This is a genomic window from Streptomyces sp. NBC_01428, assembly GCF_036231965.1.
Classification (GTDB): Bacteria; Actinomycetota; Actinomycetes; order Streptomycetales; family Streptomycetaceae; genus Streptomyces.
The window spans coordinates 3,722,024-3,745,504 of sequence record NZ_CP109499.1; the positions used below are offsets into that span (position 1 = coordinate 3,722,024).

Sequence of the window (23,481 nt, forward strand, 5' to 3'; positions counted from 1 at the left end):
GCTCACCACCGGGGACGGGTCGAAACGTCGTGTTGGCTGTCCCTAAACTCGGCTTGTTTCAAGGAGGGAGCCATCGTGCGCAAGGTGCTCATCGCCAACCGTGGCGAAATCGCTGTCCGCGTGGCCCGGGCGTGCCGGGATGCCGGGATCGCGAGCGTTGCCGTGTATGCGGAACCGGACCGGGACGCTCTGCATGTCCGTGCGGCGGACGAGGCGTTCGCGTTGGGCGGTGACACCCCGGCCACCAGTTACCTGGACATCGCCAAGGTGCTGCAGGCCGCCAAGGACTCGGGTGCGGACGCCATCCACCCCGGATACGGATTTCTCTCCGAGAACGCCGAGTTCGCCCAGGCCGTTCTCGACGCGGGTCTGATCTGGATCGGTCCGCCGCCGCAGGCCATCCGCGACCTCGGTGACAAGGTCGCCGCCCGGCACATCGCGCAGCGTGCCGGCGCCCCGCTGGTGGCCGGCACCCCGGACCCGGTGGCGGGCGCCGAGGAGGTCGTCGCGTTCGCCGAGCAGCACGGCCTGCCGATCGCCATCAAGGCCGCCTTCGGTGGTGGCGGGCGCGGCCTGAAGGTCGCCCGCACCCTCGAAGAGGTGCCGGAGCTCTACGAGTCGGCCGTCCGCGAGGCCGTCGCGGCGTTCGGCCGGGGCGAGTGCTTCGTCGAGCGCTACCTCGACAAGCCGCGGCACGTGGAGACGCAGTGCCTGGCCGACACCCACGGCAACGTGGTCGTCGTGTCGACGCGTGACTGCTCCCTCCAGCGCCGCCACCAGAAGCTGGTCGAGGAGGCCCCGGCCCCCTTCCTCTCGGACGCCCAGGTGCAGGAGCTGTACGACTCCTCGAAGGCGATCCTGAAGGAGGCCGGCTACGTCGGCGCGGGAACCGTCGAGTTCCTCGTCGGCCAGGACGGCACGATCTCCTTCCTGGAGGTCAACACCCGTCTCCAGGTGGAGCACCCGGTCACCGAGGAGGTCGCGGGCATCGACCTGGTCCGCGAGATGTTCCGTATCGCCGACGGCGAGGCGCTCGGTTACGGCGACCCCGAACTGCGGGGTCACTCTTTCGAGTTCCGTATCAACGGCGAGGACCCGGGCCGCAACTTCCTTCCGGCGCCCGGTACGGTCACGACCTTCGCTCCTCCGTCGGGCCCCGGTGTCCGGCTGGACGCGGGCGTCGAGTCCGGGTCGGTCATCGGCCCGGCCTGGGACTCCCTGCTCGCCAAGCTGATCGTCACCGGCGCCACCCGTGAGCAGGCGCTCCAGCGGGCCTCGCGCGCGCTCGCCGAGTTCGACGTCGAGGGCATGGCGACGGCGATCCCGTTCCACCGCGCGGTCGTCACGGACCCGGCGTTCGCTCCCGAACTCACCGGCTCCAGCGACCCGTTCACGATCCACACCCGCTGGATCGAGACCGAGTTCGTCAACGAGATCAAGCCGTTCGCCGCTCCGGCCGACGGCGAGACCGACGACGAGCCCGGCCGCGAGACGGTCGTCGTCGAGGTCGGCGGCAAGCGTCTCGAGGTCTCGCTGCCCGTCTCCCTCGGCATGTCCCTGGCCCGTACGGGTCTCGCCGCGGGCGCCAAGCCCAAGCGCCGCGCCGCGAAGAAGTCCGGCCCGGCCGCCTCGGGCGACACGCTCGCCTCTCCGATGCAGGGCACCATCGTGAAGGTGGCCGTCGAGGAGGGCCAGGAGGTCAAGGAGGGCGACCTCGTCGTCGTCCTGGAGGCCATGAAGATGGAGCAGCCGCTGAACGCGCACCGCTCCGGCACCATCAAGGGCCTGCTCGCGGAGGTCGGCTCGTCCATCACCTCCGGTGCCGCGATCTGCGAGATCAAGGACTGACCGACACGGCTCGGGCCACCTGCCCGACCCACTCCACTGCGCCCGGCACCGCACCTGCGGCCCGCCGGGCGCAGTGCGTTGCGCGACACCGCCCCAAGAACGCGGGGTGCCGTCCAGCGGTCCGGGGTTCCTCCAGGGGCGCGGGGAACTGCGCGACCAGCCCCCACCGGCGGGCGGCGACAACCACGACCGGGTGCCGGCCCGGGGCGATGGGGCTCTGACCCCGGGGACCCTCCAGGGGCGCGGGGAACTGCGCGACAAGCCCCCACCGGACGGACACCGGACCAACGGCCGGGAGCCGGGGCGGGGGCGAAGCCCCGGGACACCGGGTACTGCCCGAGCCCACCCGGTCGACGACCAGTGGCATCCTGGGGACCGGCCGGGCGAGGGAGTCGGCCCCGGCGAGAGAGGTCAGATGGCAGCGACGGTGAACGCGACCGCACAGGAGCGAGCCGACACGTCCGACCCCGCCCGGGACCCGAACCCGGCGACGCCACCCACGTACCCGGGGCCGCGCCCCGCCGACTCGGAACCGCCACGCGCCATGCGCGCGGACGCCCGCCGCAACTACGACCGTCTGGTGAAGGAAGCACGAACCACGTTCGCCGAACACGGCACGGACGCGTCCCTGGAGGACGTGGCCCGCAGCGCGGGCGTCGGCATCGGCACGCTCTACCGCCACTTCCCGAACCGGCACGCGCTGCTGAGCGCGGTCTTCGAGGAGGCCGTGAGCGACCTGCTGAGCCGCTCACGCGAGCTGCTGGACGCCCCGCAGCCGTGCACCGCCCTGGTGGACTGGCTGCGCGCGATCGTCACCCACGCGAGTGAGTACCGCGGGCTCGCGCGCGCCCTCATGTCGGCGGCGCGGGACGACGGTTCACATCTGGCCCGGTGCAGCGGCCCGATGCGGGAGGCGGGCAGCGCCCTGCTGCTCCGCGCCCAGGAGTCGGGCGCCGTACGCGACGACGTGTCGATCGGTGACCTCCTCCAGCTGACCAACGCGATCGCGCTGGCGGCGGAGGAAACCCCGGACGACTCCGGACTGGCCGACCGTCTGCTGAATCTGACCCTGCGTGGTCTGCGGCCCTGAGCCGGGCGGGGCGCGAAAGGTGCCCCGCTGTCCGTTCCACGGACCGCCGGCACCGCTCAGCGGCGTCGAAGGTCGGCCACCCGTGCCCTTTCGGCCGGGGGCTGGTCCCCCATTACCGTCGCGCTGCGTAGCTGTGGTCCCGAGCCCGGTACGACCTGGCCGCGGCGCGGGCCCGGGAGGGGTACGTCCCGGCGTTGCTGGCGCCCCGCCGGGTGCGGGTCCCCTCCTGCACCGCCCGATGCCGATGACCCGGCCACCGCGATCTGGACACCCTGATCGGCCAGGGCCTGCAGTTCGGTGGCCGCGCGGTCGTCGTGCGCGGGCGGCTCGTCCGTGACCAGACGGGTGATCAGGTCGGTCGGCACGGTCTGGAACATGGTGTCCGCGCCGAGCTTCGTGTGGTCGGCGAGGACCACGACCTCCGCGGCCGCCTGGACCAGAGCGCGGTCCACGGACGCCGAGAGCATGTTGGACGTGGAGAGCCCGCGCTCCGCGGTCAGACCGCTCCCGGAGAGGAACGCCCGGGAGACGCGCAGCCCTTGGAGGGACTGCTCGGCACCCGATCCGACCAGGGCGTAGTTGGAACCGCGCAGCGTGCCACCGGTCATGACGACCTCGACACGGTTGGCATGGGCCAACGCCTGGGCCACCAGCAGGGAGTTGGTGACGACGGTCAGGCCGGGGATGCGCGCGAGCCGGCGGGCCAGCTCCTGCGTGGTGGTGCCCGCCCCCACCACGATGGCCTCGCCCTCTTCGACGAGACCCGCGGCAAGATCGGCGATGGCCGTCTTCTCGGCGGTCGCGAGATGTGATTTCTGCGGAAAGCCGGACTCTCGCGTGAACCCGCCCGGCAATACCGCACCGCCGTGCCGGCGGTCGAGGAGTCCTTCTGCCTCCAGTGCGCGCACGTCCCGCCGTACGGTCACTTCGGAGGTCTGGACGACGCGGGCGAGCTCACGGAGCGACACGGCCCCATTCGCTCGCACCATTTCGAGGATCAATTGGCGACGTTCTGCAGCGAACACGAAACTGACAGTAACCCCAACGACCGTCTGCTTTCAGCAGTTTGCGCCGAATAACAGAAGTTGTTCGCATGGCAGTGCACGGAGTGGTATACGCGCCTAATCGGTCCGCCTATGCCGCCGGAATGCGCCCCGACTCCCTGTGACCAGCGAAGAGCCGCCCCGCGGGGTCAGCCCTCGCCCGCGGTCTTACGGGTGTGCAACTGACGGGCGACCTCGGCGATCGAGCCCGACAGGGACGGATACACGGTGAAGGCGTTCGCGATCTGTTCGACCGTCAGATTGTTGTCGACCGCGATCGAGATGGGGTGGATCAGTTCCGAGGCCCGCGGGGCGACCACCACACCGCCGACCACGATGCCGGTGCCGGGGCGGCAGAAGATCTTGACGAAGCCGTCGCGGATGCCCTGCATCTTGGCGCGCGGGTTGCGCAGCAGCGGCAGCTTGACGCCCCGGGCGTCGATCTTGCCCGCGTCGACGTCGGCCTGCGTGTAGCCGACCGTGGCGATCTCGGGGTCGGTGAAGACGTTCGAGGACACCGTCTTCAGGTTCAGCGGGGCCACCGCGTCGCCGAGGAAGTGGTACATCGCGATCCGGCCCTGCATGGCGGCGACGGAGGCGAGGGCGAAGACGCCGGTCACGTCACCGGCCGCGTACACGCCGGGGGCGGTGGTGCGCGAGACCTTGTCGGTCCAGATGTGCCCGGAGTCGCGGACCTTGACGCCGGCCTCCTCCAGGCCCATCCCGCTGCTGTTCGGGATGGCGCCGACCGCCATCAGGCAGTGCGTGCCGCTGATCACGCGGCCGTCGGAGAGGGTGACCTCGACGCGGTCGCCGACCCGCTTGGCGGACTCGGCGCGGGAGCGGGCCATCACGTTCATGCCGCGACGGCGGAAGACGTCCTCCAGGACGGCGGCGGCGTCGGGGTCCTCGCCCGGCAGCACGCGGTCGCGGCTGGAGACGAGGGTGACGCGGGAGCCGAGCGCCTGGTAGGCGCCGGCGAACTCGGCGCCGGTGACACCGGAACCGACCACGATGAGCTCCTCGGGCAGCTCGTCGAGGTCGTAGACCTGCGTCCAGTTCAGGATGCGCTCGCCGTCGGGCTGCGCGTCGGGCAGCTCGCGGGGGTGACCGCCGGTGGCGATGAGGACGGCGTCGGCGGTGAGGGTCTCCTCGTTGCCGTCGGCGGCGCGGACGACGACCTTGCGGGAGCCGTCCAGTGCCTGCATGCCCTCCAGCCGGCCGCGACCGCGCAATACGCGGGCGCCGGCCCGGGTCACCGAGGCCGTGATGTCGTGCGACTGGGCGAGCGCGAGGCGCTTCACACGGCGGTTGACCTTGCCGAGGTCCACGCCGACCACCCGGGCCGCCTGCTCCTCGGGCGGGGTGTCGTCGGCGACGATGATGCCCAGCTCCTCGTACGAGGAGTCGAAGGTCGTCATCACCTCGGCCGTGGCGATCAGGGTCTTCGACGGTACGCAGTCGGTGAGCACCGACGCCCCGCCCAGACCGTCGCAGTCGACGACGGTCACCTCCGCGCCGAGTTGCGCTGCCACCAGGGCAGCTTCATATCCGCCGGGTCCGCCACCGATGATCACGATCCGAGTCACGTACTCCATTGTCCCGCACGCTTCAAGGTGCTTCCGCCCAGGGGGTCCCGGAGCGGGCATCCGGGTCACTTTGTTACGCGAGAGACGGACGTTTCGCTGCCGTACCCTCGACCCCATGTCGCTCTACGCCGCGTACGCCGGCAATCTCGACCCGCGGCTCATGACGCGCCGCGCCCCGCATTCGCCGCTGCGCGCCACGGGCTGGCTGAACGGCTGGCGGCTGACGTTCGGCGGCGAGCACATGGGCTGGGAGGGCGCGCTGGCCACGATCGTCGAGGCTCCGCGGTCCCAGGTCTTCGTGGCGCTGTACGACATCGCGCCGCTGGACGAGGACTCCATGGACCGCTGGGAGGGCGTCGGCCTCGACGTCTACCGGCGGATGCGCGTACGGGTGCACACCCTGGAGGGCGAGGAGCCCGCCTGGGTGTACGTACTGAACGGGTACGAGGGGGGACTCCCCTCGGCGCGGTATCTGGGTGAGCTGGCGGACGCCGCCGAGTCCGCCGGAGCGCCGCACGACTACGTCATGGAGATCCGCAAGCGCCCCTGCTGAGCGCGGCCCTCTTCCCCGGCGTCTGTCCGGGGACCGGCGCCACCGCGGGCACTCCCTCCCCTGTTTTCGTCGGAAACGACAAGACAACGATCGCAAGACCGTGAGCTCTGTCATCTACGCGCGTAGGCCCGGACCGGCTACCCTCATGCGCGTGAACGCATCTCTTCTTCCGGACGACATCCAGGGCGACCCTCATGCCGCCGCTGACGCCGCCGCCACGCGCCTGCGCGAGCTGACCGGCGCCGACACCCATGACGTCGCCCTCGTGATGGGCTCCGGCTGGGCTCCGGCCGTGGACGCCCTCGGCACACCCGAGGCCGAGTTCCAGGTCACCGAGCTGCCCGGCTTCCCGGCCCCGGCCGTCGAGGGTCACGGCGGCAAGGTCCGCTCGTACGCGATCGGTGACAAGCGCGCCCTGGTCTTCCTCGGCCGCACCCACTTCTACGAGGGCCGCGGGGTCGCCGCCGTCGCGCACGGCGTCCGTACCGCCGTCGCCGCCGGCTGCAAGACCATCGTGCTGACCAACGGCTGCGGCGGCCTGCGCGAGGGCATGCGCCCCGGCCAGCCCGTGCTGATCAGCGACCACATCAACCTGACGGCCACCTCGCCGATCATCGGCGCGAACTTCGTCGACCTCACCGACCTGTACTCGCCGCGGCTGCGCGCGCTGTGCAAGGAGGTCGACTCCTCGCTCGAAGAGGGCGTCTACGCCCAGTTCCCCGGCCCGCACTACGAGACGCCGGCCGAGATCCGGATGGCCCGGACCATCGGCGCAGACCTGGTGGGCATGTCCACCACCCTCGAAGCCATCGCCGCGCGCGAGGCGGGTGCCGAGGTCCTCGGCATCTCGCTCGTGACCAACCTCGCCGCCGGTATGACGGGCGAGCCCCTCAACCACGAGGAAGTCCTCCAGGCGGGCCGCGACTCGGCCGTGCGCATGGGGGCACTCCTGACCCAGGTGCTGGACCGCCTGTAGGCGGCGGGAGGTCCGTCCCCGGCTCCGGGGGCGGAACGACCGGGCAGACGGAACCGTACGACCGAAGAGAGGTGCACCCGAGGTGCAGGACGAACTCATCGCGCGGGCCAAGGCGTGGCTGGCCGAGGACCCCGACGCGGAGACCCGTGAGGAACTCGCCAAGCTCGTCGACGCCGAGGACGTCACCGAGCTCGCCGCCCGCTTCGCCGGCACCCTGCAGTTCGGCACCGCGGGCCTGCGCGGTGAACTCGGCGCGGGGCCGATGCGGATGAACCGCTCCGTGGTCATCAGGGCGGCGGCGGGACTCGCCGCGTACCTGAAGGCCAAGGGCGAGACCGGCGGGCTCGTCGTGATCGGCTACGACGCCCGGCACAAGTCCGCCGACTTCGCCCGGGACACCGCGGCCGTGATGACCGGCGCCGGCCTGCGCGCCGCCGTCCTGCCCCGGCCGCTGCCCACCCCCGTCCTCGCCTACGCCATACGCCACCTCGGCGCGGTCGCGGGCGTGGAGGTCACCGCCAGCCACAACCCGCCCCGCGACAACGGCTACAAGGTGTACCTGGGCGACGGTTCGCAGATCGTGCCGCCGGCCGACGCGGAGATCGCCGCCGAGATCGACGCGGTGCGGGCGCTCGCCGACGTGCCGCGTCCCGAGTCCGGCTGGGAGATCCTCGACGAGGGCGTCCTGGACGCCTATCTGGCCCGTACGGACGCCGTCCTGACCGCGGGGTCGCCGCGCACCGCGCGCACCGTCTACACGCCGATGCACGGCGTCGGCAAGGAGGTGCTCCTCGCGGCGTTCGCGCGGGCCGGCTTCCCGGAGCCGGTGCTCGTCGCGGAACAGGCCGAACCCGACCCGGACTTCCCGACGGTCGCCTTCCCCAACCCGGAGGAGCCGGGGGCGATGGACCTGGCCTTCGCCCAGGCCCGCGCGAGCGGCCCGGACATCATCGTCGCCAACGACCCGGACGCCGACCGCTGCGCCGTGGCCGTCCCGGCCGGCGGGGACTGGCGGATGCTGCGCGGTGACGAGGTCGGCGCACTGCTCGCCGAGCACCTGGTCCGGCGCGGCGCGCGCGGCACGTTCGCCGAGTCGATCGTCTCCTCCTCGCTGCTCGGCCGGATCGCCGAGGGCGCGGGCCTGCCGTACGAGGAGACCCTCACCGGGTTCAAGTGGATCGCCCGCGTCGAGGGTCTGCGCTACGGCTACGAGGAGGCGCTCGGTTACTGCGTCGACCCCGACGGCGTACGCGACAAGGACGGCATCACCGCCGCCCTGCTCATCACCGAGCTGGCCTCCGAGCTGAAGGAACAGGGCCGGACCCTGCTCGACCTGCTCGACGACCTCGCCGTCACCCACGGACTGCACGCCACCGACCAGCTCTCGGTGCGCGTGGAGGACCTGTCGGTCATCGCGGACGCCATGCGCCGGCTGCGCGAGCAGCCGCCCACCGAGCTGGCGGGCCTCTCGATCACGAAGGCCGAGGACCTGTCCGAGGGCACGGAGCTGCTGCCGCCCACGGACGGGCTGCGCTACACCCTGGACGGCGCCCGGGTCGTCGTCCGCCCGAGCGGCACGGAACCCAAGCTGAAGTGCTACCTGGAGGTCGTGGTGCCCGTCGCCGGTCACGCCGCCCTCCCGGCGGCCCACGCGAGGGCCGCCGACCTGCTCGCCACGATCAAGCGGGACCTGTCGGCGGCGGCCGGCATCTGACAGCGGGGCACCGGCCGGTTCGGGCGCCCGTACGCCGAAGGGGGCGCCGCGTCTCAGGACGCGGCGCCCCCTTCGTGCTGCCCGGAGCAACGGGACGCCGGACGGACGCCCGCCGAGGGACGGCCGGGAGCGGCCCGGCGCCCGGTGGGCTCAGCCGGTGGCGATCAGGATGGCCAGGACGACCGCGCCCGCGATCGCGGGGCCGATCACCTCGTACGCCCAGCGCACCGTGACCTCGCCCTGCGCCTCGGGCTCGTGCGCCCGTGCCTCCGCGAGTCCGCGCAGGTCGTCCATGGCCTGGTCGGTCTGCGACCGGGTCGGCGCGTCGGCGACGGCGCCGCGGCCGAACGGCGACGGACGGCCCATCCCCGCCATGCGCCCCTCGACACCACGGCTCCCGGTGGCGGCCCGCCCCTGGTGCTTGGCGACCTTCTTGCGGGCGCGCAGCGACACCGGCACGGCCCAGAGCTGGTACTTGGTGCCGTCCGTGTCGACGACCTCGTTCGAGTAGGACGAGCGCAGCGAGGCGACCTTGCTCCAGGGCAGCACGATCACGCGGAGCGGGTTGCGGATGCGGAGCCTGTCCTCGTTCGCGTAGACCGCGGGGCGCAGGGTGAAGGCGGCCACCAGCGGGACGACCAGGATCAGCGCGGCGAGAGCCAGCCAGGGGGTGCGGCCGGTTCCGGAGACCAGGGCGTCGACGCCGAGCCAGCCCGCGATGAACAGCAGCAGGGCGCCGCCCGCGATCCCGGCGGGCGACCGGTAGATCCGGTCCTTGGCCTCGGGTCGCGAGGCGTCCGGGAGGGGTGACTGGTGGTCCGGGGTGCTCATGGCCCCGATTGTGCCCGACGAGCGCTGCGCGCTTGAGCTCGGTGGGGTCTCACTATGGTCGCGAACTCTCCTCTCCCCCTTGACGCGCCGGGCGGGTCCACCAGCCGCCCCACCTCGGCGCGGAGGCGTCCCGGCCGGGATCGGAGAGCCGGACGCGTCAGGGTCCCAATACGGCCTCGGGGTGTCCGACGTCACGGCCGCGAGGTGCGTGTGACGGCCCGCGACGGCGGCGGTGCGTCGTCAGGCGTCCGGCGTGTTCCTCCGGGGCACCGCCCGCGCGGGGGCCGCCCCGGCGGCGGCGCTGCGCAGGATGCGCCGGAACGTGGGGCACTCCAGATGGCTCGGGGCCGGGCAGACGGCGGCGTGTCGCAGGGAGTCGCTGAGGACGCCGAGTTCGCGGATCGTCCGGTCCAGTTCGTCGGCCTTGTCGGCGAGCATCCGGCGGTCGATGCGCGGCTGCCCGTCGGGGGCGAACATCCGGCCGATCTCGTCGAGCGAGAAACCGGCGGACCGGCCGAGCGCGATCAGTGCCAGCCGCTCCAGCACGCCGGGGTCGAACTGCCGCCGCAGGCCGCGCCGGCCCGTGGAGGAGATCAACCCCTTCTCCTCGTAGTAGCGCAGGGTGGAGGCGGGCACGGCGGCGCGGCGCGCCACTTCGGCGATGTCCAGGTCCGGCATCCTCTTGACCTCAAGTCGACTTGAAGTAGGACGGTGTCATCTCCCTGCCGTGAGGGCAACCACAGGAGGCGGTCATGGAAGCCAAGGGCAAACCGGACGACGAGCAGGCGGCGCGCTGGAACGGCCCGTCGGGCAACGCCTGGGTCGAGGCCCAGGACGTGGTGGACGCGTTGTACCGGCCGCTGCAGGACCTGCTCGTCGAGGCGGTCCCGGAGGGACGCGGGGGCAGGGTGCTCGACGTCGGCTGCGGCACGGGCGGCACCACGGTGGCCCTCGCGCGGCGGCTGGGGCCCGCGGGGACGTGCGTGGGCGTGGACATCTCCGGGCCGATGCTGGACGCGGCCGGGGCGCGTGCCGAGCGGGAGGACGTACCGGTCTCGTTCGTCCGCGCCGACGCGCAGGACCACGCCTTCGAGGCCGGGGCCTTCGACGCGGTCGTCTCACGCTTCGGGGTGATGTTCTTCGAGGACTCGGTACGGGCCTTCGCGAACCTGCGCCGGGCCGCGCGGGCCGGGGCCGGACTGCGGTTCATCGCCTGGCGCGACATGGAGGAGAACCCGTTCATGACGACGGCCGAACGGGCCGCGGCCCCCCTCCTGCCCGACCTCCCGGCACGGCAGCCCGACGCGCCGGGCCAGTTCGCCTTCGCGGACGCGGACCGGGTCCGCCGGCTGCTGGAGGAGGGCGGCTGGGAGGACATCGACATCCGTCCCGTCGACGCGACCTGCGTGCTCCCCGCCGAGAAGCTGGTGTGGTGGTTCACCCGGTTCGGTCCCGTCGGCACGGCCCTGCGCGCGGTGGACGAGGCGACGCGCGAGCGGGTCGTCGAGACGGTCCGCCCGGCCTTCGCGCCGTTCGTCCAGGGCGACGAGATCCGCTTCACGGCCGCCTGCTGGCAGATCGACGCGAAGGCCCCGGGCGGAGCGCCCGCGATCTGACCCACCCCTCCGAGCCCGGGGCCGCCCCCGCCGGCCGGCGCCCACGGCATCCGGGGCGCCGCCCACGGAACGGGGTTCCCCGCGCGCCGGGGCCCGCGGAACCGGGTTCCCGCGCGCAGGGGCGGCACGGGCCTGCCGCACGGGCAGGCCCGGCAGCGGCCCCGGAGAGGAAGCACTCCCCCGCCGCGCCGCACGCCCCGGCCGCGTCCGCAGAGCCGCCTCCCTGCCAGCGCCGCTTCCCTGCCAGAGCCCCCACCGGCTTCGACGACGGCCCCCACGCGCCCGGCGCTGGCCCTTTCCCGCAGCGGCCCCACCGGCTCAGACGACGCACCCGGCCGCCCCGGGTGACCGTCGCTCCCGATCCCGTCCTCGGGGCTGTACAGCCGCTACGCGCGTAGATATGCTCGTCTGGTGACCATGCCCACCTCTGCACCCGCTGCCCTCGCCGACGTGACCGCGTCCGACAGCACACTGCGCCGCTTCCTCCACGGGCTGCCCGGCGTAGACGCGGTCGGCCTGGAGGCGCGCGCCGCCTCGCTCGGCACCCGTTCCATCAAGACCACCGCGAAGGCGTACGCGATCGACCTCGCCATCTCGATGGTCGACCTGACGACGCTGGAAGGCGCGGACACCCCGGGCAAGGTCCGGGCGCTCGGCGCGAAGGCGGTGCTCCCGGACCCGACGGACCGCACCGCGCCCACCACCGCCGCGGTCTGCGTCTACCCCGACATGGTGGCCGTCGCGAAGGAGGCCGTCGCCGGCTCCGGCGTGCTGGTCGCCTCCGTCGCCACCGCGTTCCCGGCCGGCCGTGCCGCGCTCGACGTGAAGCTGGCCGACGTGCGGGACGCGGTCGCCGCGGGCGCCGACGAGATCGACATGGTCATCGACCGCGGGGCGTTCCTCGCGGGCCACTACATGAAGGTGTACGACGAGATCGTCGCCGTGAAGGAGGCCTCGGGCGCCGCCCGCCTGAAGGTCATCTTCGAGACCGGCGAGCTGTCGACGTACGACAACATCCGCCGCGCGAGCTGGCTCGGCATGCTGGCCGGGGCCGACTTCATCAAGACGTCCACCGGCAAGGTCGCGGTGAACGCGACGCCCTCGAACACGCTGCTCATGCTGGAGGCCGTCCGCGACTTCCGCGCCCAGACCGGGGTGCAGGTCGGCGTGAAGCCGGCCGGCGGCATCCGCACCACCAAGGACGCGGTCAAGTTCCTCGTCCTGGTGAACGAGACGGCGGGCGAGGACTGGCTGGACAACCACTGGTTCCGCTTCGGCGCGTCCTCCCTCCTGAACGACCTGCTGATGCAGCGTCAGAAGCTGGCCACCGGCCGCTACTCCGGCCCCGACTACGTGACGGTGGACTGATCCATCATGGCTTCCGCATTCGAATACGCCCCGGCGCCCGAGTCCCGCTCCGTCGTCGACATCGCCCCGTCCTACGGCCTGTTCATCGACGGTGAGTTCACCGAGGCCGCCGACGGCAAGGTGTTCAAGACCGTCTCCCCCGCCTCCGAGGAGGTCCTCTCCGAGATCGCCCAGGCGGGCGAGGCGGACGTGGACCGCGCGGTGAAGGCCGCCCGCAAGGCGTTCGTGAAGTGGTCGGCGCTGCCGGGCTCCGAGCGCGCCAAGTACCTGTTCCGCATCGCCCGGATCATCCAGGAGCGCAGCCGCGAGCTGGCCGTCCTGGAGACGCTGGACAACGGCAAGCCGATCAAGGAGACCCGCGACGCGGACCTCCCCCTGGTCGCCGCGCACTTCTTCTACTACGCGGGCTGGGCCGACAAGCTCGACCACGCCGGTCTCGGCGCGAACCCGCGCCCGCTGGGCGTCGCCGGCCAGGTCATCCCGTGGAACTTCCCGCTGCTGATGCTGGCGTGGAAGATCGCCCCGGCGCTGGCGGCCGGCAACACGGTGGTGCTGAAGCCCGCCGAGACCACGCCGCTGTCGGCGCTGTTCTTCGCGGACATCTGCCGCCAGGTGGGCCTGCCCAGGGGCGTCGTCAACATCCTTCCCGGGTACGGCGACGCGGGCGCGGCCCTGGTCGCGCACCCGGACGTGGACAAGGTGGCGTTCACCGGTTCCACCGCCGTCGGCAAGGCGATCGCCCGGCAGGTCGCGGGCTCGGACAAGAAGGTCACGCTCGAACTGGGCGGCAAGGGCGCGAACATCGTCTTCGACGACGCGCCGATCGACCAGGCCGTCGAGGGCATCGTCACCGGCATCTTCTTCAACCAGGGCCAGGTCTGCTGCGCGGGATCGCGGCTGCTGGTCCAGGAGTCGATCCACGACGAGCTGCTCGACTCGCTCAAGCGCCGGCTGTCGACGCTGCGCCTCGGCGACCCGCTGGACAAGAACACCGACATCGGCGCGATCAACTCCGCGGAGCAGCTCGCGCGGATCACCTCGCTCGTCGAGCAGGGTGAGGCCGAGGGCGCCGACCGCTGGTCCCCGGCCTGCGAACTCCCCTCGTCCGGCTACTGGTTCGCCCCGACGCTCTTCACGAACGTCACGCAGGCGCACACCGTGGCCCGCGACGAGATCTTCGGCCCGGTGCTGTCCGTCCTCACGTTCCGCACCCCGGACGAGGCGGTCGCCAAGGCCAACAACACGCAGTACGGCCTGTCGGCGGGCATCTGGACCGAGAAGGGCTCCCGCATCCTCGCCGTCGCGAGCAAGCTGCGCGCGGGCGTGATCTGGTCCAACACGTTCAACAAGTTCGACCCCACCTCGCCGTTCGGCGGATACAAGGAGTCGGGCTACGGCCGCGAGGGCGGCCGGCACGGCCTGGAGGCGTACCTCGCCCCGTCGAGCCAGGAGGGCGAGCGATAAATGAGCGCAGTCGAGAAGTCCGAGCAGCGGCGTCTGAGCGTGTTCAAGACCTACAAGCTGTACGTGGGGGGCAAGTTCCCGCGTTCCGAGAGCGGCCGGGTGTACGAGGTGACCGACTCGAAGGGCACGTGGCTGGCCAACGCCCCGCAGTCCTCGCGCAAGGACGCCCGGGACGCGGTCGTCGCCGCGCGCAAGGCGTTCGGCGGCTGGTCCGGCGCCACGGCGTACAACCGCGGCCAGGTCCTCTACCGCGTCGCGGAGATGCTGGAGGGCCGCCGGGAGCAGTTCGCCCGTGAGGTGGCGGAGGCCGAGGGCCTGTCGAAGGCGAAGGCGGCGGCCGTCGTCGACGCGGCGATCGACCGGTGGGTCTGGTACGCGGGCTGGACGGACAAGATCGCCCAGGTCGTGGGCGGCGCGAACCCGGTGGCGGGCCCGTACTTCAACCTGTCGTCCCCGGAGCCGACCGGTGTCGTCACGGTGCTGGCACCGCAGGAGTCGTCGTTCCTCGGCCTGGTCTCGGTGATCGCCCCGGTGATCGCCACCGGCAACACGGTGATCGTGATCGCGAGCGAGACGTCCCCGCTCCCGGCGCTGTCGCTGGGTGAGGTGCTGGCCACCTCCGACGTGCCCGGCGGTGTCGTGAACATCCTGTCCGGCAGGACCGCGGAGATCGCGGCCCCGCTGGCCGCGCACCAGGACGTCAACGCGATCGACCTGGCCGGAGCGGACGAGGAACTGGCCAAGGAGCTGGAGATCGCCGCCGCGGACAACCTGAAGCGCGTCCTCCGTCCACAGGCTGTGGATTACGCGCGCACTCCCGGCACCGAGCGCCTGACGGCGTTCCTGGAGACGAAGACGGTCTGGCACCCGACGGGCGCCCTGGGCGTCTCGGGTTCCTCGTACTGATCCGTGGCCGCCCGCACGGCCACGCGATGACGTCATGAGGCGACGTCCGCGCCGCCGGGGCCCCGATCCGTGTCCCTGGGGCTCCGGGCAACGAAGAGCCGCGCTCCCCCTCCGTCCGGGGGGAGCGCGGCTCTCTCCTGTCCGCAGGGCCGCCGGAACGCCGCCCGGGGCCGCATCGGGTCAGTGCAGCAGCCCGGTCACCTGGCCGAGCACCGGAATGCTGCCGACCGACGGGGCCTGCGCCAGCGGTCCCGTCAGGGCCTTCGAGGACAGCGGCTTGAAGTCGGCGAGCTGGGTGCCCACGCCGTTGTCGAGCGGGTCGACGCCCGTGCCGGCCAGCGGGTTGGGCTTCAACCCCTCGACCGGGCCCGTGACATAGCCCACGGTTCCGGTCAGCGCCTGGAGTCCGGCCTGCGGGTCGATGCTGCCGAGCGAGGTGGGCCGGGTGCGCATGACGTCCACGACGGGGGCCGAGTCCGCGACGGCCGGGGAGGCCGCGGCGGCACCGGCGGCCACCACACCGACCGCCGCGGCGATCCGCGCGGTCGTACGGGCCAGGGAGGTCGGCTGGGCTGCGTGTCGCACCATCAGGGTTTTCCTCTGTGACTAGCGGAGAGCGGGAGTTCTCTGACTGAAGCTCTCTGGCGGAGGGCAACGGGATCGACACGCAGAGTAGTTGACGGGGCTCCCGTCGCGGGCGGTACGGGCGCCGGATTAGCCCCTAGGGGTCAACAGGCATATCACCGCCAGTCGGTGAAGGAACTCCGGTACCCGTCGGCCGTGGCGCCGAAGCCGGGGATAATGTCCGGGAGCCGCGCCGTCGCGCGGCGCCGCCGGACCTGTCACAGAAGGTGCAGAGAATTGGGCTCCCACCCCCCGATACCCACCCGCGTGGTGCTGCTCTGCGGTCCCTCCGGCTCCGGGAAGTCCCTTCTCGCAGCCGACTCCGGGCTCCCCGTGCTGCGTCTCGACGACTTCTACAAGGAAGCCACGGACCCGACACTGCCCCAGGTCGAGGGCAGCGAGGACATCGACTGGGACCACCCGCTGTCCTGGGACGCCGACACCGCGGTCGCCGCCATCGAGGAACTGTGCCGCACGGGACGTACGGACATCCCCGTGTACGACATCTCGCTGAGCGCCCGGACCGGCGCCGAGACCCTGCGCATGGAGCGCACCCCGGTGTTCATCGCGGAGGGGATCTTCGCCGCCGAGATCGTCGAGCGCTGCCGTGAACTCGGCGTCCTCGCCGACGCGCTGTGCCTGTCGCGGGGCGCTGTGACCACGTTCCGGCGCCGCTTCGTGCGGGACCTCAGGGAGGGCCGCAAGTCGGTGCCGTTCCTGGTGCGCCGCGGCTGGCGGCTGATGCGCACGGAGCGTTCCATCGTGGCCCGCCAGGCGGCGCTGGGCGCGCACCCCTGCGACAAGGCAGAGGCACTGGGCCGGCTGACCGCCGCGGCGGCCGGACGCCGGACGCCCTCGCACCGCACGGCGGCCTAGGCACCAGGGCCCCGAGCCCCTCCGCGCGGGACGACGAAGCACGCGGGACGACGAAAAACGAAAGAGGTCCAGGCGGACCCCCGTCCGCCTGGACCTTCCTCGTCTCCCCCGTGGTCCCCCGTGACCCCGTTGGATCCCCCCACGACCGTCGTCGGCTCCCCCCGGAACCGACGCCCCCCGGTCTGTTACCGCTCCCCCCGTACCTTCAGGCGACAAGCTCCCCGAAGGACTCCTCCTCGTCACGGCCGAAGCTGAGGACCTCGTCCTCGCGCATCCGGCGCAGCGAGCGCCAGATGCTGGACTTCACCGTGCCGACACTGATGTCGAGGATCTCCGCGATCTCCGGGTCGGTGCGGCCCTCGTAGTAACGGAGGACCAGCATCGTGCGCTGGAGTTCGGGCAGCCGGGCGAGCGCCTGCCACAGGACGGCGCGCAGTTCGGTGCCGCGCATCGCGTCCGTGTCGCCGGGCGTCTCCGGCAGTTCCTCGGTCGGGTACTCGTTCAGCTTGCGGCGGCGCCACGCGCTGATGTGCAGGTTCGTCATCGTGCGGCGGAGGTAGCCCCCGACCGCGGCCTTGTCGGTGATCCGGTCCCAGGCCCGGTACGTCGAGAACAGCGCGCTCTGCAGCAGGTCCTCGGCCTCGAAGCGGTCACCGGTCAGGTGGTAGGCGGTTGCGTACAGGGAGGCGCGGCGCTCCTGGACGTAAGCGGTGAACTCCGCTTCCGACAGCGAGTGACGCTCCCCCGAGACCTCCCCGTACGCGGCTCCCCCGTGAGCCTTCCCCCCGGTCGTGCCCACGGCGGTGGCCGCCGTGGTGTTCTCCCCCGTGCGGGCGTCAACCACCTTCATGTGCACGGTGTGCTGACGCCCGGCGCCGCGATCGCACCCCCGCCCGATCACGGCGCCGGACTTCTCCGCAGCCCGGTTGACGTCGTGGAGCCGCGTGACAACCGCGCCAGTAATCGTGCTGTGCAGTGTGTTCATCTCGCGCCCCCCGTCGTGGAGTACCGGTGCTTCGGTCGTTCTGTGGTGCGTCCTGCCTTGTGACGAAAAGCTTGCCCGGGCCACTTCATGGCCGTGTCCGCCGACTGTCACAGACCTGTCACAGGGGTCCCGCGCAGGCACGGCACAGGCCGGTCACAGAGAAGAGCGGTACGACTACGCAGACGGATCCGTGGTGCCGTCGGCCGGTCCGGCGCGGGGCAGGTATCGGGGAGGAGAGGAGTGGGAGCGCTCCAACGGTCGATACCCGGCCATGACATGGGCCAGAATGACGTCCGTGCCTTCCCTGTTGCTGATCGAGGACGACGACGCCATCCGTACGGCCCTGGAGCTCTCTTTGACGCGCCAGGGACACCGTGTGGCCACCGCTGCCACCGGAGAGGACGGGCTGAAGCTGTTGCGCGAGCAGCGGCCGGACCTGATCGTGCTGGACGTGATGCTGCCCGGCATCGACGGCTTCGAGGTGTGCCGTCGCATCCGGCGCACCGACCAGCTGCCGATCATCCTGCTGACCGCACGCAGCGACGACATCGACGTCGTGGTCGGGCTGGAGTCCGGTGCCGACGACTACGTGGTCAAGCCGGTGCAGGGACGGGTGCTCGACGCCCGGATCCGTGCCGTGCTGCGCCGTGGCGAGCGGGAGGCGAACGACTCGGCGTCGTTCGGCTCGCTGGTCATCGACCGCGCCGCCATGACGGTCACGAAGAACGGTGAGGACCTGCAACTGACGCCCACCGAGCTGCGGTTGCTCCTGGAGCTGAGCCGCAGGCCCGGACAGGCGCTGTCCCGCCAGCAGCTGCTGCGGCTGGTGTGGGAGCACGACTACCTGGGCGACTCCCGGCTGGTCGACGCCTGTGTGCAGCGGCTGCGCGCCAAGGTGGAGGACGTGCCCTCGTCGCCCACCCTGATCCGTACCGTGCGGGGCGTCGGCTACCGGCTGGACAATCCTCAGTGACGAAACCGCACGACAAGCTCCGCGGCTGGGCCGCGGCGCGCAAGGCACTCCTGTCCGGCCTGCGCTTCACCAGTCTGCGACTGCGGCTGGTCGTGGTGTTCGGGCTGGTGGCGCTCACCGCCGCGGTCTCGGCGTCCGGCATCGCGTACTGGCTGAACCGCGAGGCCGTCCTGACGCGTACGCAGGACGCCGTGCTGCGCGACTTCCAGCAGGAGATGCGCAACCACGCGAGCATGCTGCCGGTACACCCCGGCCAGGACGAACTGCAGCGCACGGCCGTGCAGATGGCGAACAGCAGTCAGCGGTTCAGCGTGCTGCTGGTCGCCGAGGACGAGACCGGGAAGACGGTCGTCGGCAACTCCGAGCTGGACACCTTCACCCTGGAGGACGTGCCCGCGTCCCTCCAGAAGGCGGTGGACAAGAAGCAGTCGCTCTCCTCGAACAACACGTCGGCCTACCACCTGTACTGGCAGCGGATCACGGACCACGACAAGCCGTACCTGGTGGGCGGCGCGCGGGTGATCGGCGGCACCACGACCGGTTACATGCTCAAGTCGCTGGAGCCGGAGGCGAAGGACCTCAATTCGCTGGCCTGGTCCCTGGGGATCGCGACGGGGCTGGCGCTGATCGGCTCGGCGCTGCTCGCCCAGGCCGCCGCGACCACGGTCCTCAAGCCGGTGCACCGGCTGGGCATCGCGGCCCGCCGGCTCGGCGAGGGCAAGCTGGACACCCGGCTGCGGGTCTCCGGCACGGACGAACTCGCCGATCTGTCACGGACGTTCAACCACACGGCGGAGGCGCTGGAGAAACGCGTGGCGGACATGAGCGCGCGGGACGAGGCGTCCCGGCGCTTCGTCGCCGACATGTCCCACGAACTGCGCACCCCGCTCACCGCGATCACCGCCGTCACGGAGATCCTCGAAGAGGAGCTGGACGCGGAGACCGGCAGCGTGGACCCGATGATCGAGCCGGCCGTCCGGCTGGTCGTCAGCGAGACCCGGCGTCTCGGCGACCTCGTGGAGAACCTCATGGAGGTGACCCGCTTCGACGCGGGCACCGCCCGGCTCGTCCTGGACTACGTGGACATCGCCGACCAGATCACCGCGTGCATCGACGCCCGCGCCTGGCTGGACGCGGTCGAACTGGACGCGGAGCGCGGCATCATGGCGCGGGTCGACCCACGCCGCCTCGACGTGATCCTCGCGAACCTGATCGGCAACGCGCTCAAGCACGGCGGCTCGCCGGTCCGGGTGGCGGTACGGGTGGAGGGCGAGCAGCTGGTCATCGCGGTGCGGGACCACGGCCCCGGCATCCCCGAGGACGTCCTGCCGCATGTCTTCGACCGGTTCTACAAGGCCAGCGCGTCCCGGCCGCGTTCGGAGGGCAGCGGTCTCGGCCTGTCCATCGCGCTGGAGAACGCGCACATCCACGGCGGTGAGATCACCGCGGCGAACTCTCCCGAGGGCGGGGCGGTGTTCACCCTGCGGCTGCCGCACGACGCGTCGCAGCTCCTCGACGACGACCCGGGCGAGCAGTCCGAGGACCCCGCGCACGGCAACGGCACGGAAGGCACCGCCGGATGACCCCCGCACGCGCCCACGCCCCCGACGACGCCCCGCACCCGGCCCGGCGGCCCCTGCCGGGGCGGATGCGGCCCTGGCTGGCGCTGCCGCTGCTGGCCGTGCTGCTCACCGGGTGCGGAATCCGCTCCACGCAGGTCCCCACCGACTTCGGACCCGCTCCCTCCCGTGTCCCCTGTGCGCTGTCCGGCCAGGACACGGCCACCCCGTCCTCGGGCGGTGTGCCCGTCCAGGTGTTCCTGATCTGCTCGGCGCAGCTGGTCACCGTCGACCGGTCGGTGCGCATCCCCGACGGTACGGCGGAGGCGGCGCGCCGCGTCCTGGTGGCCCAGGGCCTGCTCGACGAACTCGCCGAGACACCGTCGACGCCGGAACAGCAGGCGCGGTACTCGACGGACGTACGGGGCGGGATGACGGTCGGCGGGCCGCACGGCCGGGACCCCGAGGACACGTTGCGGCTGAGCACCTCCCCCGCGGACCTCACGCCGACGGCGCTCGCACAGATCGTCTGCACGTTCTCGGACTCGGCCGCGGCGCGGGACGACGGCACCGTCGTCCTCGGCGGTCCGGCGCCCGACCCGCTGCGCACGTACACCTGCACGCCCGAGGTGCGTTCCTCGCCGGGCACCGAGACCCCGGGGTCGACGGCGGTCGACGGTTCGTGAGCGGGGGCCGGGGTGAAAATCCCGGCCCCGGAACCGATCGTGCCGGACCCGGCGTCTTGGGGGACGTGCAGCGTCTTGGTTCAGACGGCGACCGTGCCGTCACCCGCGTCCGTGTGGCAGGAGGTGTCCTCCTCGTCGCACACCTCGCCCTCGTCGCCTGGATCACCCTGCGCCCGCTGGACGTCCCCTGGGTGAGTGCCGCCAATCTGCGGCCGTTCGCCGGCATCAGAGCCGACCTGGCGCTCGACCCGGAGGCCGCGGCCCGCCGGATCGCCGCGGGGCTCGGACTGCTCGCCCCGCTGGGGGTGCTGCTGCCGCTGGCGAGTGGCAGGCTCGCGGTCTCCACGCTCGGCTCGCTGCTGCGGACGGTCGCCGCGGGCACCCTGCTGTCGCTGGGCATAGAGCTGCTCCAGACCGGGGTTCCCGGCCAGGTCGTGGACATCGACTCGATCCTGCTGAACACCCTCGGGGTGGCCCTCGCGCACCTCGCGGTCGTACCCGCCGTGCGCGCCGGGATCCGTCGCCGGGCGGAGACGCGGCACCGGGCGACCGTTCTCCGGGAGGACCCCGCTCAGGGTCTGACCCCGACGATTCCCAGGGTCGGCATCGCTCCGTAGAGCGACGCTTCGCCCCCCTTCGTCCCCGTACTGTCGAAGACATCGGTGAACGCGCCGATGACGACGGAGACCGGCCCGCCGGGACTCCACGACGGTTCGCGAAGGAGCCACCATGACCGCCCTTGCCCGCCCCACGAACGGCCGCATGATCGGCGGAGTCTGTGCTGCGCTGGCACGGCGCTTCGGCACCTCCGCGACCACGATGCGCGTCATCTTCGTGGTGTCCTGCCTGCTCCCCGGCCCGCAGTTCCTGCTCTACATCGCGCTGTGGATCCTCTTCCCCTCCGAGGACAAGGCCTCCCGCACCGCCTGGTGACCCGCCGCCCGGTGATCCGGGCGGCACCCGGCCCTTCGTACGGCGAACGCCGGTGGGGCGCACCCGTCTCGGGTGCGCCCCACCGGCGTTCGCGCAGCAGAAAGACCCCGGGTCGGCGGGGAAGGGGGCCGGATCTGCCGGGGGCTCAGCCCAGCGGGATCCCGTTCACCGGCAGGCCGTGCGTGGGCAGGCCCTGCACCGGCAGGCCACCGAGCAGTCCGGCCACCGGCGCGGCGGGGCCGTCGGCGAGCAGTCGCGCGGCGGCGGGCTGCGCGGCGGCGACGCCCGCGCCGAGCGCGTTCTGACCCTGGGCGAGCGCCTCACCGGCACCGGGGAGCGCCTTGGCGACGTTCTCGGCGGGGAGCGTCCGGGTGACGGTGTCCAGCGCCGAGGAGGCGTCCGGCACGGCCGGGGCGGCGTTCGCGGCACCCGCGCCGGCGGCGGCGAACGCGGCACCGAGAGCGGCGACACCGAGGGTCTTGGCTGCAGACTGCTTCATATTGAATGCGTCCTTGAAGACGGGGATGTGAGCGGTCCAGAACCGTAAACACGCGAACCCGCCGTCCGCAAACATCGAAAAGCGGCCGAGTCATGGAGAAGAAGTGAAGACCCGGCCGCTTTCCACTCGCTCCGATCAGGCCTGATCCCCGACAGAACCGCTGGTCGAGGCGGTCTGCCGGAACAGCCATTCGGACTTGAGTTCTGCATATCCGGGCTTGATCACGTCATTGATCATGGCAAGTCGTTCATCGAAAGGAATGAATGCTGACTTCATAGCATTGACCGAGAACCACTGCATGTCTTCGAGCGAATAACCGAACGCTTCGACAAGGTGCTCGAATTCCCGGCTCATGCTCGTCCCGGACATCAGCCTGTTGTCCGTATTGACCGTGGCCCGGAAATGCAGCCGCCGCAGCAGCCCGATCGGGTGCTCGGCGTACGAGTCGGCGGCGCCGGTCTGGAGGTTGGAGCTCGGGCACAGCTCCAGCGGGATGCGCTTGTCCCGGACGTAGGAGGCGAGCCGCCCGAGCTCGACCGAACCGTCCTCGCGCACCGTGATGTCGTCGATGATGCGGACGCCGTGGCCGAGCCGGTCGGCGCCGCACCACTGGAGGGCCTGCCAGATGGACGGCAGTCCGAACGCCTCACCGGCGTGGATCGTGAAGTGGTTGTTCTCGCGCTTGAGGTACTCGAAGGCGTCGAGGTGCCGGGTGGGCGGGAACCCGGCCTCGGCACCCGCGATGTCGAAGCCGACGACGCCCAGATCGCGGTAGCGGTTGGCGAGTTCGGCGATCTCCAGGGCGCGGGCCGCGTGCCGCATCGCGGTGAGCAGCGCGCCGACCCGGATGCGGTGGCCGTTCTCCCGGGCCAGCCGCTCCCCCTCCCGGAAACCCTCGTTGACCGCCTCGACGACCTCTTCGAGGCTGAGCCCGCCCTCCAGGTGCTGCTCGGGCGCGTACCGCACCTCGGCGTAGACGACACCGTCCTCGGCGAGATCCTCGGCGCACTCGCGGGCCACCCGGACCAGTGCCTCGCGGGTCTGCATGACGGCGCAGGTGTGGGCGAAGGTCTCCAGGTACCGCTCCAGCGAACCGGAGTCGGCGGCCTCGCGGAACCAGAGGCCGAGCTTGTCGGCATCGGTCTCGGGGAGGTTCGAGTAGCCCGATTCCCGGGCGAGTTCGACGATCGTCCCGGGGCGCAGGCCCCCGTCGAGATGATCGTGCAGCAGGACCTTGGGCGCCCGGCGGATCTGTTCCGAGCTCGGGGTGTTCCGGATCTGGCTCGTCATTTTCGCACTGTAGCCCCTACGCGCGTAGAACTCCTGGTGCACAGATCCGTCGATACGT

At 71.9% G+C, this 23,481-nt stretch carries 23 protein-coding genes; 15 read left to right on the forward strand and 8 right to left on the reverse strand.

The features are described from left to right. Positions 1 to 75 precede the first annotated feature (75 nt). On the forward strand, positions 76 to 1,848 hold the full coding sequence (locus tag OG406_RS16015; RefSeq protein ID WP_164369427.1) for an acetyl/propionyl/methylcrotonyl-CoA carboxylase subunit alpha: 1,773 nt from the start codon (positions 76 to 78) through the stop codon (positions 1,846 to 1,848). Positions 1,849 to 2,392: 544 nt separating this feature from the next. Continuing rightward, complete coding sequence (locus OG406_RS16020) at positions 2,393 to 2,938, forward strand: TetR/AcrR family transcriptional regulator (RefSeq protein ID WP_239154665.1); 546 nt, start codon at positions 2,393 to 2,395, stop codon at positions 2,936 to 2,938. A 56-nt stretch (positions 2,939 to 2,994) separates the two neighbouring features. Here OG406_RS16020 and OG406_RS16025 read toward each other — a convergent pair whose 3' ends face one another. Together OG406_RS16025 and OG406_RS16030 are read right to left on the reverse strand one after the other, a co-directional pair. Further along, positions 2,995 to 3,927, reverse strand: a complete 933-nt coding sequence (locus OG406_RS16025) for a DeoR/GlpR family DNA-binding transcription regulator (RefSeq protein WP_239154653.1) — start codon at positions 3,925 to 3,927, stop codon at positions 2,995 to 2,997. Positions 3,928 to 4,130: 203 nt separating this feature from the next. Then, positions 4,131 to 5,579 (reverse strand): NAD(P)H-quinone dehydrogenase, encoded by a 1,449-nt coding sequence (locus OG406_RS16030; RefSeq protein ID WP_081219068.1) that lies wholly within the window; start codon positions 5,577 to 5,579, stop codon positions 4,131 to 4,133. Positions 5,580 to 5,685: 106 nt separating this feature from the next. On the opposite strand from OG406_RS16030, the gene OG406_RS16035 reads away from it, so the two are divergent. From OG406_RS16035 to OG406_RS16045, 3 genes are all read left to right on the forward strand, one after another. Further along, positions 5,686 to 6,123 (forward strand): gamma-glutamylcyclotransferase, encoded by a 438-nt coding sequence (locus OG406_RS16035; RefSeq protein ID WP_164369425.1) that lies wholly within the window; start codon positions 5,686 to 5,688, stop codon positions 6,121 to 6,123. Positions 6,124 to 6,274: 151 nt separating this feature from the next. After that, the gene (locus tag OG406_RS16040) at positions 6,275 to 7,099 is read left to right on the forward strand and encodes a purine-nucleoside phosphorylase (protein WP_164369424.1); all 825 of its coding nucleotides are present in this window, start codon (positions 6,275 to 6,277) and stop codon (positions 7,097 to 7,099) included. Positions 7,100 to 7,181: 82 nt separating this feature from the next. Continuing rightward, positions 7,182 to 8,813 carry a phospho-sugar mutase gene (locus OG406_RS16045; RefSeq protein ID WP_329186331.1) on the forward strand — a complete coding sequence of 544 codons (1,632 nt, stop codon included), beginning with the start codon at positions 7,182 to 7,184 and terminating at the stop codon, positions 8,811 to 8,813. A 150-nt stretch (positions 8,814 to 8,963) separates the two neighbouring features. On the opposite strand, the gene OG406_RS16050 is transcribed toward OG406_RS16045, so the two are convergent. Both OG406_RS16050 and OG406_RS16055 read right to left on the reverse strand, forming a co-directional pair. After that, on the reverse strand, positions 8,964 to 9,644 hold the full coding sequence (locus OG406_RS16050) for a PH domain-containing protein (RefSeq protein ID WP_266616061.1): 681 nt from the start codon (positions 9,642 to 9,644) through the stop codon (positions 8,964 to 8,966). 240 nt (positions 9,645 to 9,884) lie between these two features. Continuing rightward, entirely contained in the window at positions 9,885 to 10,322 is a 438-nt protein-coding gene (locus OG406_RS16055) for a helix-turn-helix domain-containing protein (protein WP_266616059.1), read from the reverse strand. A gap of 74 nt (positions 10,323 to 10,396) precedes the next feature. On the opposite strand from OG406_RS16055, the gene OG406_RS16060 reads away from it, so the two are divergent. From OG406_RS16060 to OG406_RS16075, 4 genes are all read left to right on the forward strand, one after another. Then, positions 10,397 to 11,260 (forward strand): class I SAM-dependent methyltransferase, encoded by an 864-nt coding sequence (locus OG406_RS16060; protein WP_329186333.1) that lies wholly within the window; start codon positions 10,397 to 10,399, stop codon positions 11,258 to 11,260. A gap of 417 nt (positions 11,261 to 11,677) precedes the next feature. Then, positions 11,678 to 12,628, forward strand: a complete 951-nt coding sequence (gene deoC / locus OG406_RS16065) for a deoxyribose-phosphate aldolase (protein WP_267049994.1) — start codon at positions 11,678 to 11,680, stop codon at positions 12,626 to 12,628. 6 nt (positions 12,629 to 12,634) lie between these two features. Beyond that, on the forward strand, positions 12,635 to 14,092 hold the full coding sequence (locus OG406_RS16070; RefSeq protein ID WP_329186336.1) for an aldehyde dehydrogenase family protein: 1,458 nt from the start codon (positions 12,635 to 12,637) through the stop codon (positions 14,090 to 14,092). Beyond that, positions 14,093 to 14,998, forward strand: coding sequence for an aldehyde dehydrogenase family protein (locus OG406_RS16075; RefSeq protein WP_329186338.1), 906 nt, complete (start codon positions 14,093 to 14,095; stop codon positions 14,996 to 14,998). A 180-nt stretch (positions 14,999 to 15,178) separates the two neighbouring features. Here the strand turns inward: OG406_RS16075 and OG406_RS16080 are convergent, their stop codons facing one another. Beyond that, positions 15,179 to 15,586: a hypothetical protein gene (locus OG406_RS16080; protein WP_081219059.1), complete on the reverse strand. Its 408-nt coding sequence runs from the start codon at positions 15,584 to 15,586 to the stop codon at positions 15,179 to 15,181. 273 nt (positions 15,587 to 15,859) lie between these two features. On the opposite strand from OG406_RS16080, the gene OG406_RS16085 reads away from it, so the two are divergent. Beyond that, on the forward strand, positions 15,860 to 16,498 hold the full coding sequence (locus OG406_RS16085; RefSeq protein WP_266616052.1) for a uridine kinase family protein: 639 nt from the start codon (positions 15,860 to 15,862) through the stop codon (positions 16,496 to 16,498). Positions 16,499 to 16,703: 205 nt separating this feature from the next. On the opposite strand, the gene OG406_RS16090 is transcribed toward OG406_RS16085, so the two are convergent. Then, positions 16,704 to 17,483, reverse strand: coding sequence for a SigE family RNA polymerase sigma factor (locus OG406_RS16090; RefSeq protein WP_164369416.1), 780 nt, complete (start codon positions 17,481 to 17,483; stop codon positions 16,704 to 16,706). A gap of 295 nt (positions 17,484 to 17,778) precedes the next feature. Here OG406_RS16090 and afsQ1 point away from each other — a divergent pair, with 295 nt between their 5' ends. From afsQ1 to OG406_RS16115, 5 genes are all read left to right on the forward strand, one after another. Beyond that, positions 17,779 to 18,456: a two-component system response regulator AfsQ1 gene (gene afsQ1, locus OG406_RS16095; protein ID WP_037625670.1), complete on the forward strand. Its 678-nt coding sequence runs from the start codon at positions 17,779 to 17,781 to the stop codon at positions 18,454 to 18,456. Then, positions 18,453 to 20,039 carry a sensor histidine kinase gene (locus OG406_RS16100; RefSeq protein ID WP_164369415.1) on the forward strand — a complete coding sequence of 529 codons (1,587 nt, stop codon included), beginning with the start codon at positions 18,453 to 18,455 and terminating at the stop codon, positions 20,037 to 20,039. Before afsQ1 ends, OG406_RS16100 begins: the two co-directional genes overlap by 4 nt. A 65-nt stretch (positions 20,040 to 20,104) precedes the next feature. Then, the gene (locus OG406_RS16105) at positions 20,105 to 20,701 is read left to right on the forward strand and encodes a hypothetical protein (protein ID WP_329190825.1); all 597 of its coding nucleotides are present in this window, start codon (positions 20,105 to 20,107) and stop codon (positions 20,699 to 20,701) included. A 65-nt stretch (positions 20,702 to 20,766) separates the two neighbouring features. Then, positions 20,767 to 21,318 (forward strand): VanZ family protein, encoded by a 552-nt coding sequence (locus OG406_RS16110; RefSeq protein ID WP_081219054.1) that lies wholly within the window; start codon positions 20,767 to 20,769, stop codon positions 21,316 to 21,318. A gap of 112 nt (positions 21,319 to 21,430) precedes the next feature. After that, positions 21,431 to 21,634: a PspC domain-containing protein gene (locus OG406_RS16115; protein ID WP_081219053.1), complete on the forward strand. Its 204-nt coding sequence runs from the start codon at positions 21,431 to 21,433 to the stop codon at positions 21,632 to 21,634. Between the two features lie 145 nt (positions 21,635 to 21,779). Here the strand turns inward: OG406_RS16115 and OG406_RS16120 are convergent, their stop codons facing one another. Both OG406_RS16120 and OG406_RS16125 read right to left on the reverse strand, forming a co-directional pair. Continuing rightward, positions 21,780 to 22,133, reverse strand: a complete 354-nt coding sequence (locus tag OG406_RS16120) for an ATP-binding protein (protein ID WP_164369414.1) — start codon at positions 22,131 to 22,133, stop codon at positions 21,780 to 21,782. A 135-nt stretch (positions 22,134 to 22,268) separates the two neighbouring features. Further along, complete coding sequence (locus OG406_RS16125) at positions 22,269 to 23,423, reverse strand: adenosine deaminase (protein WP_329186343.1); 1,155 nt, start codon at positions 23,421 to 23,423, stop codon at positions 22,269 to 22,271. Positions 23,424 to 23,481 lie beyond the last annotated feature (58 nt).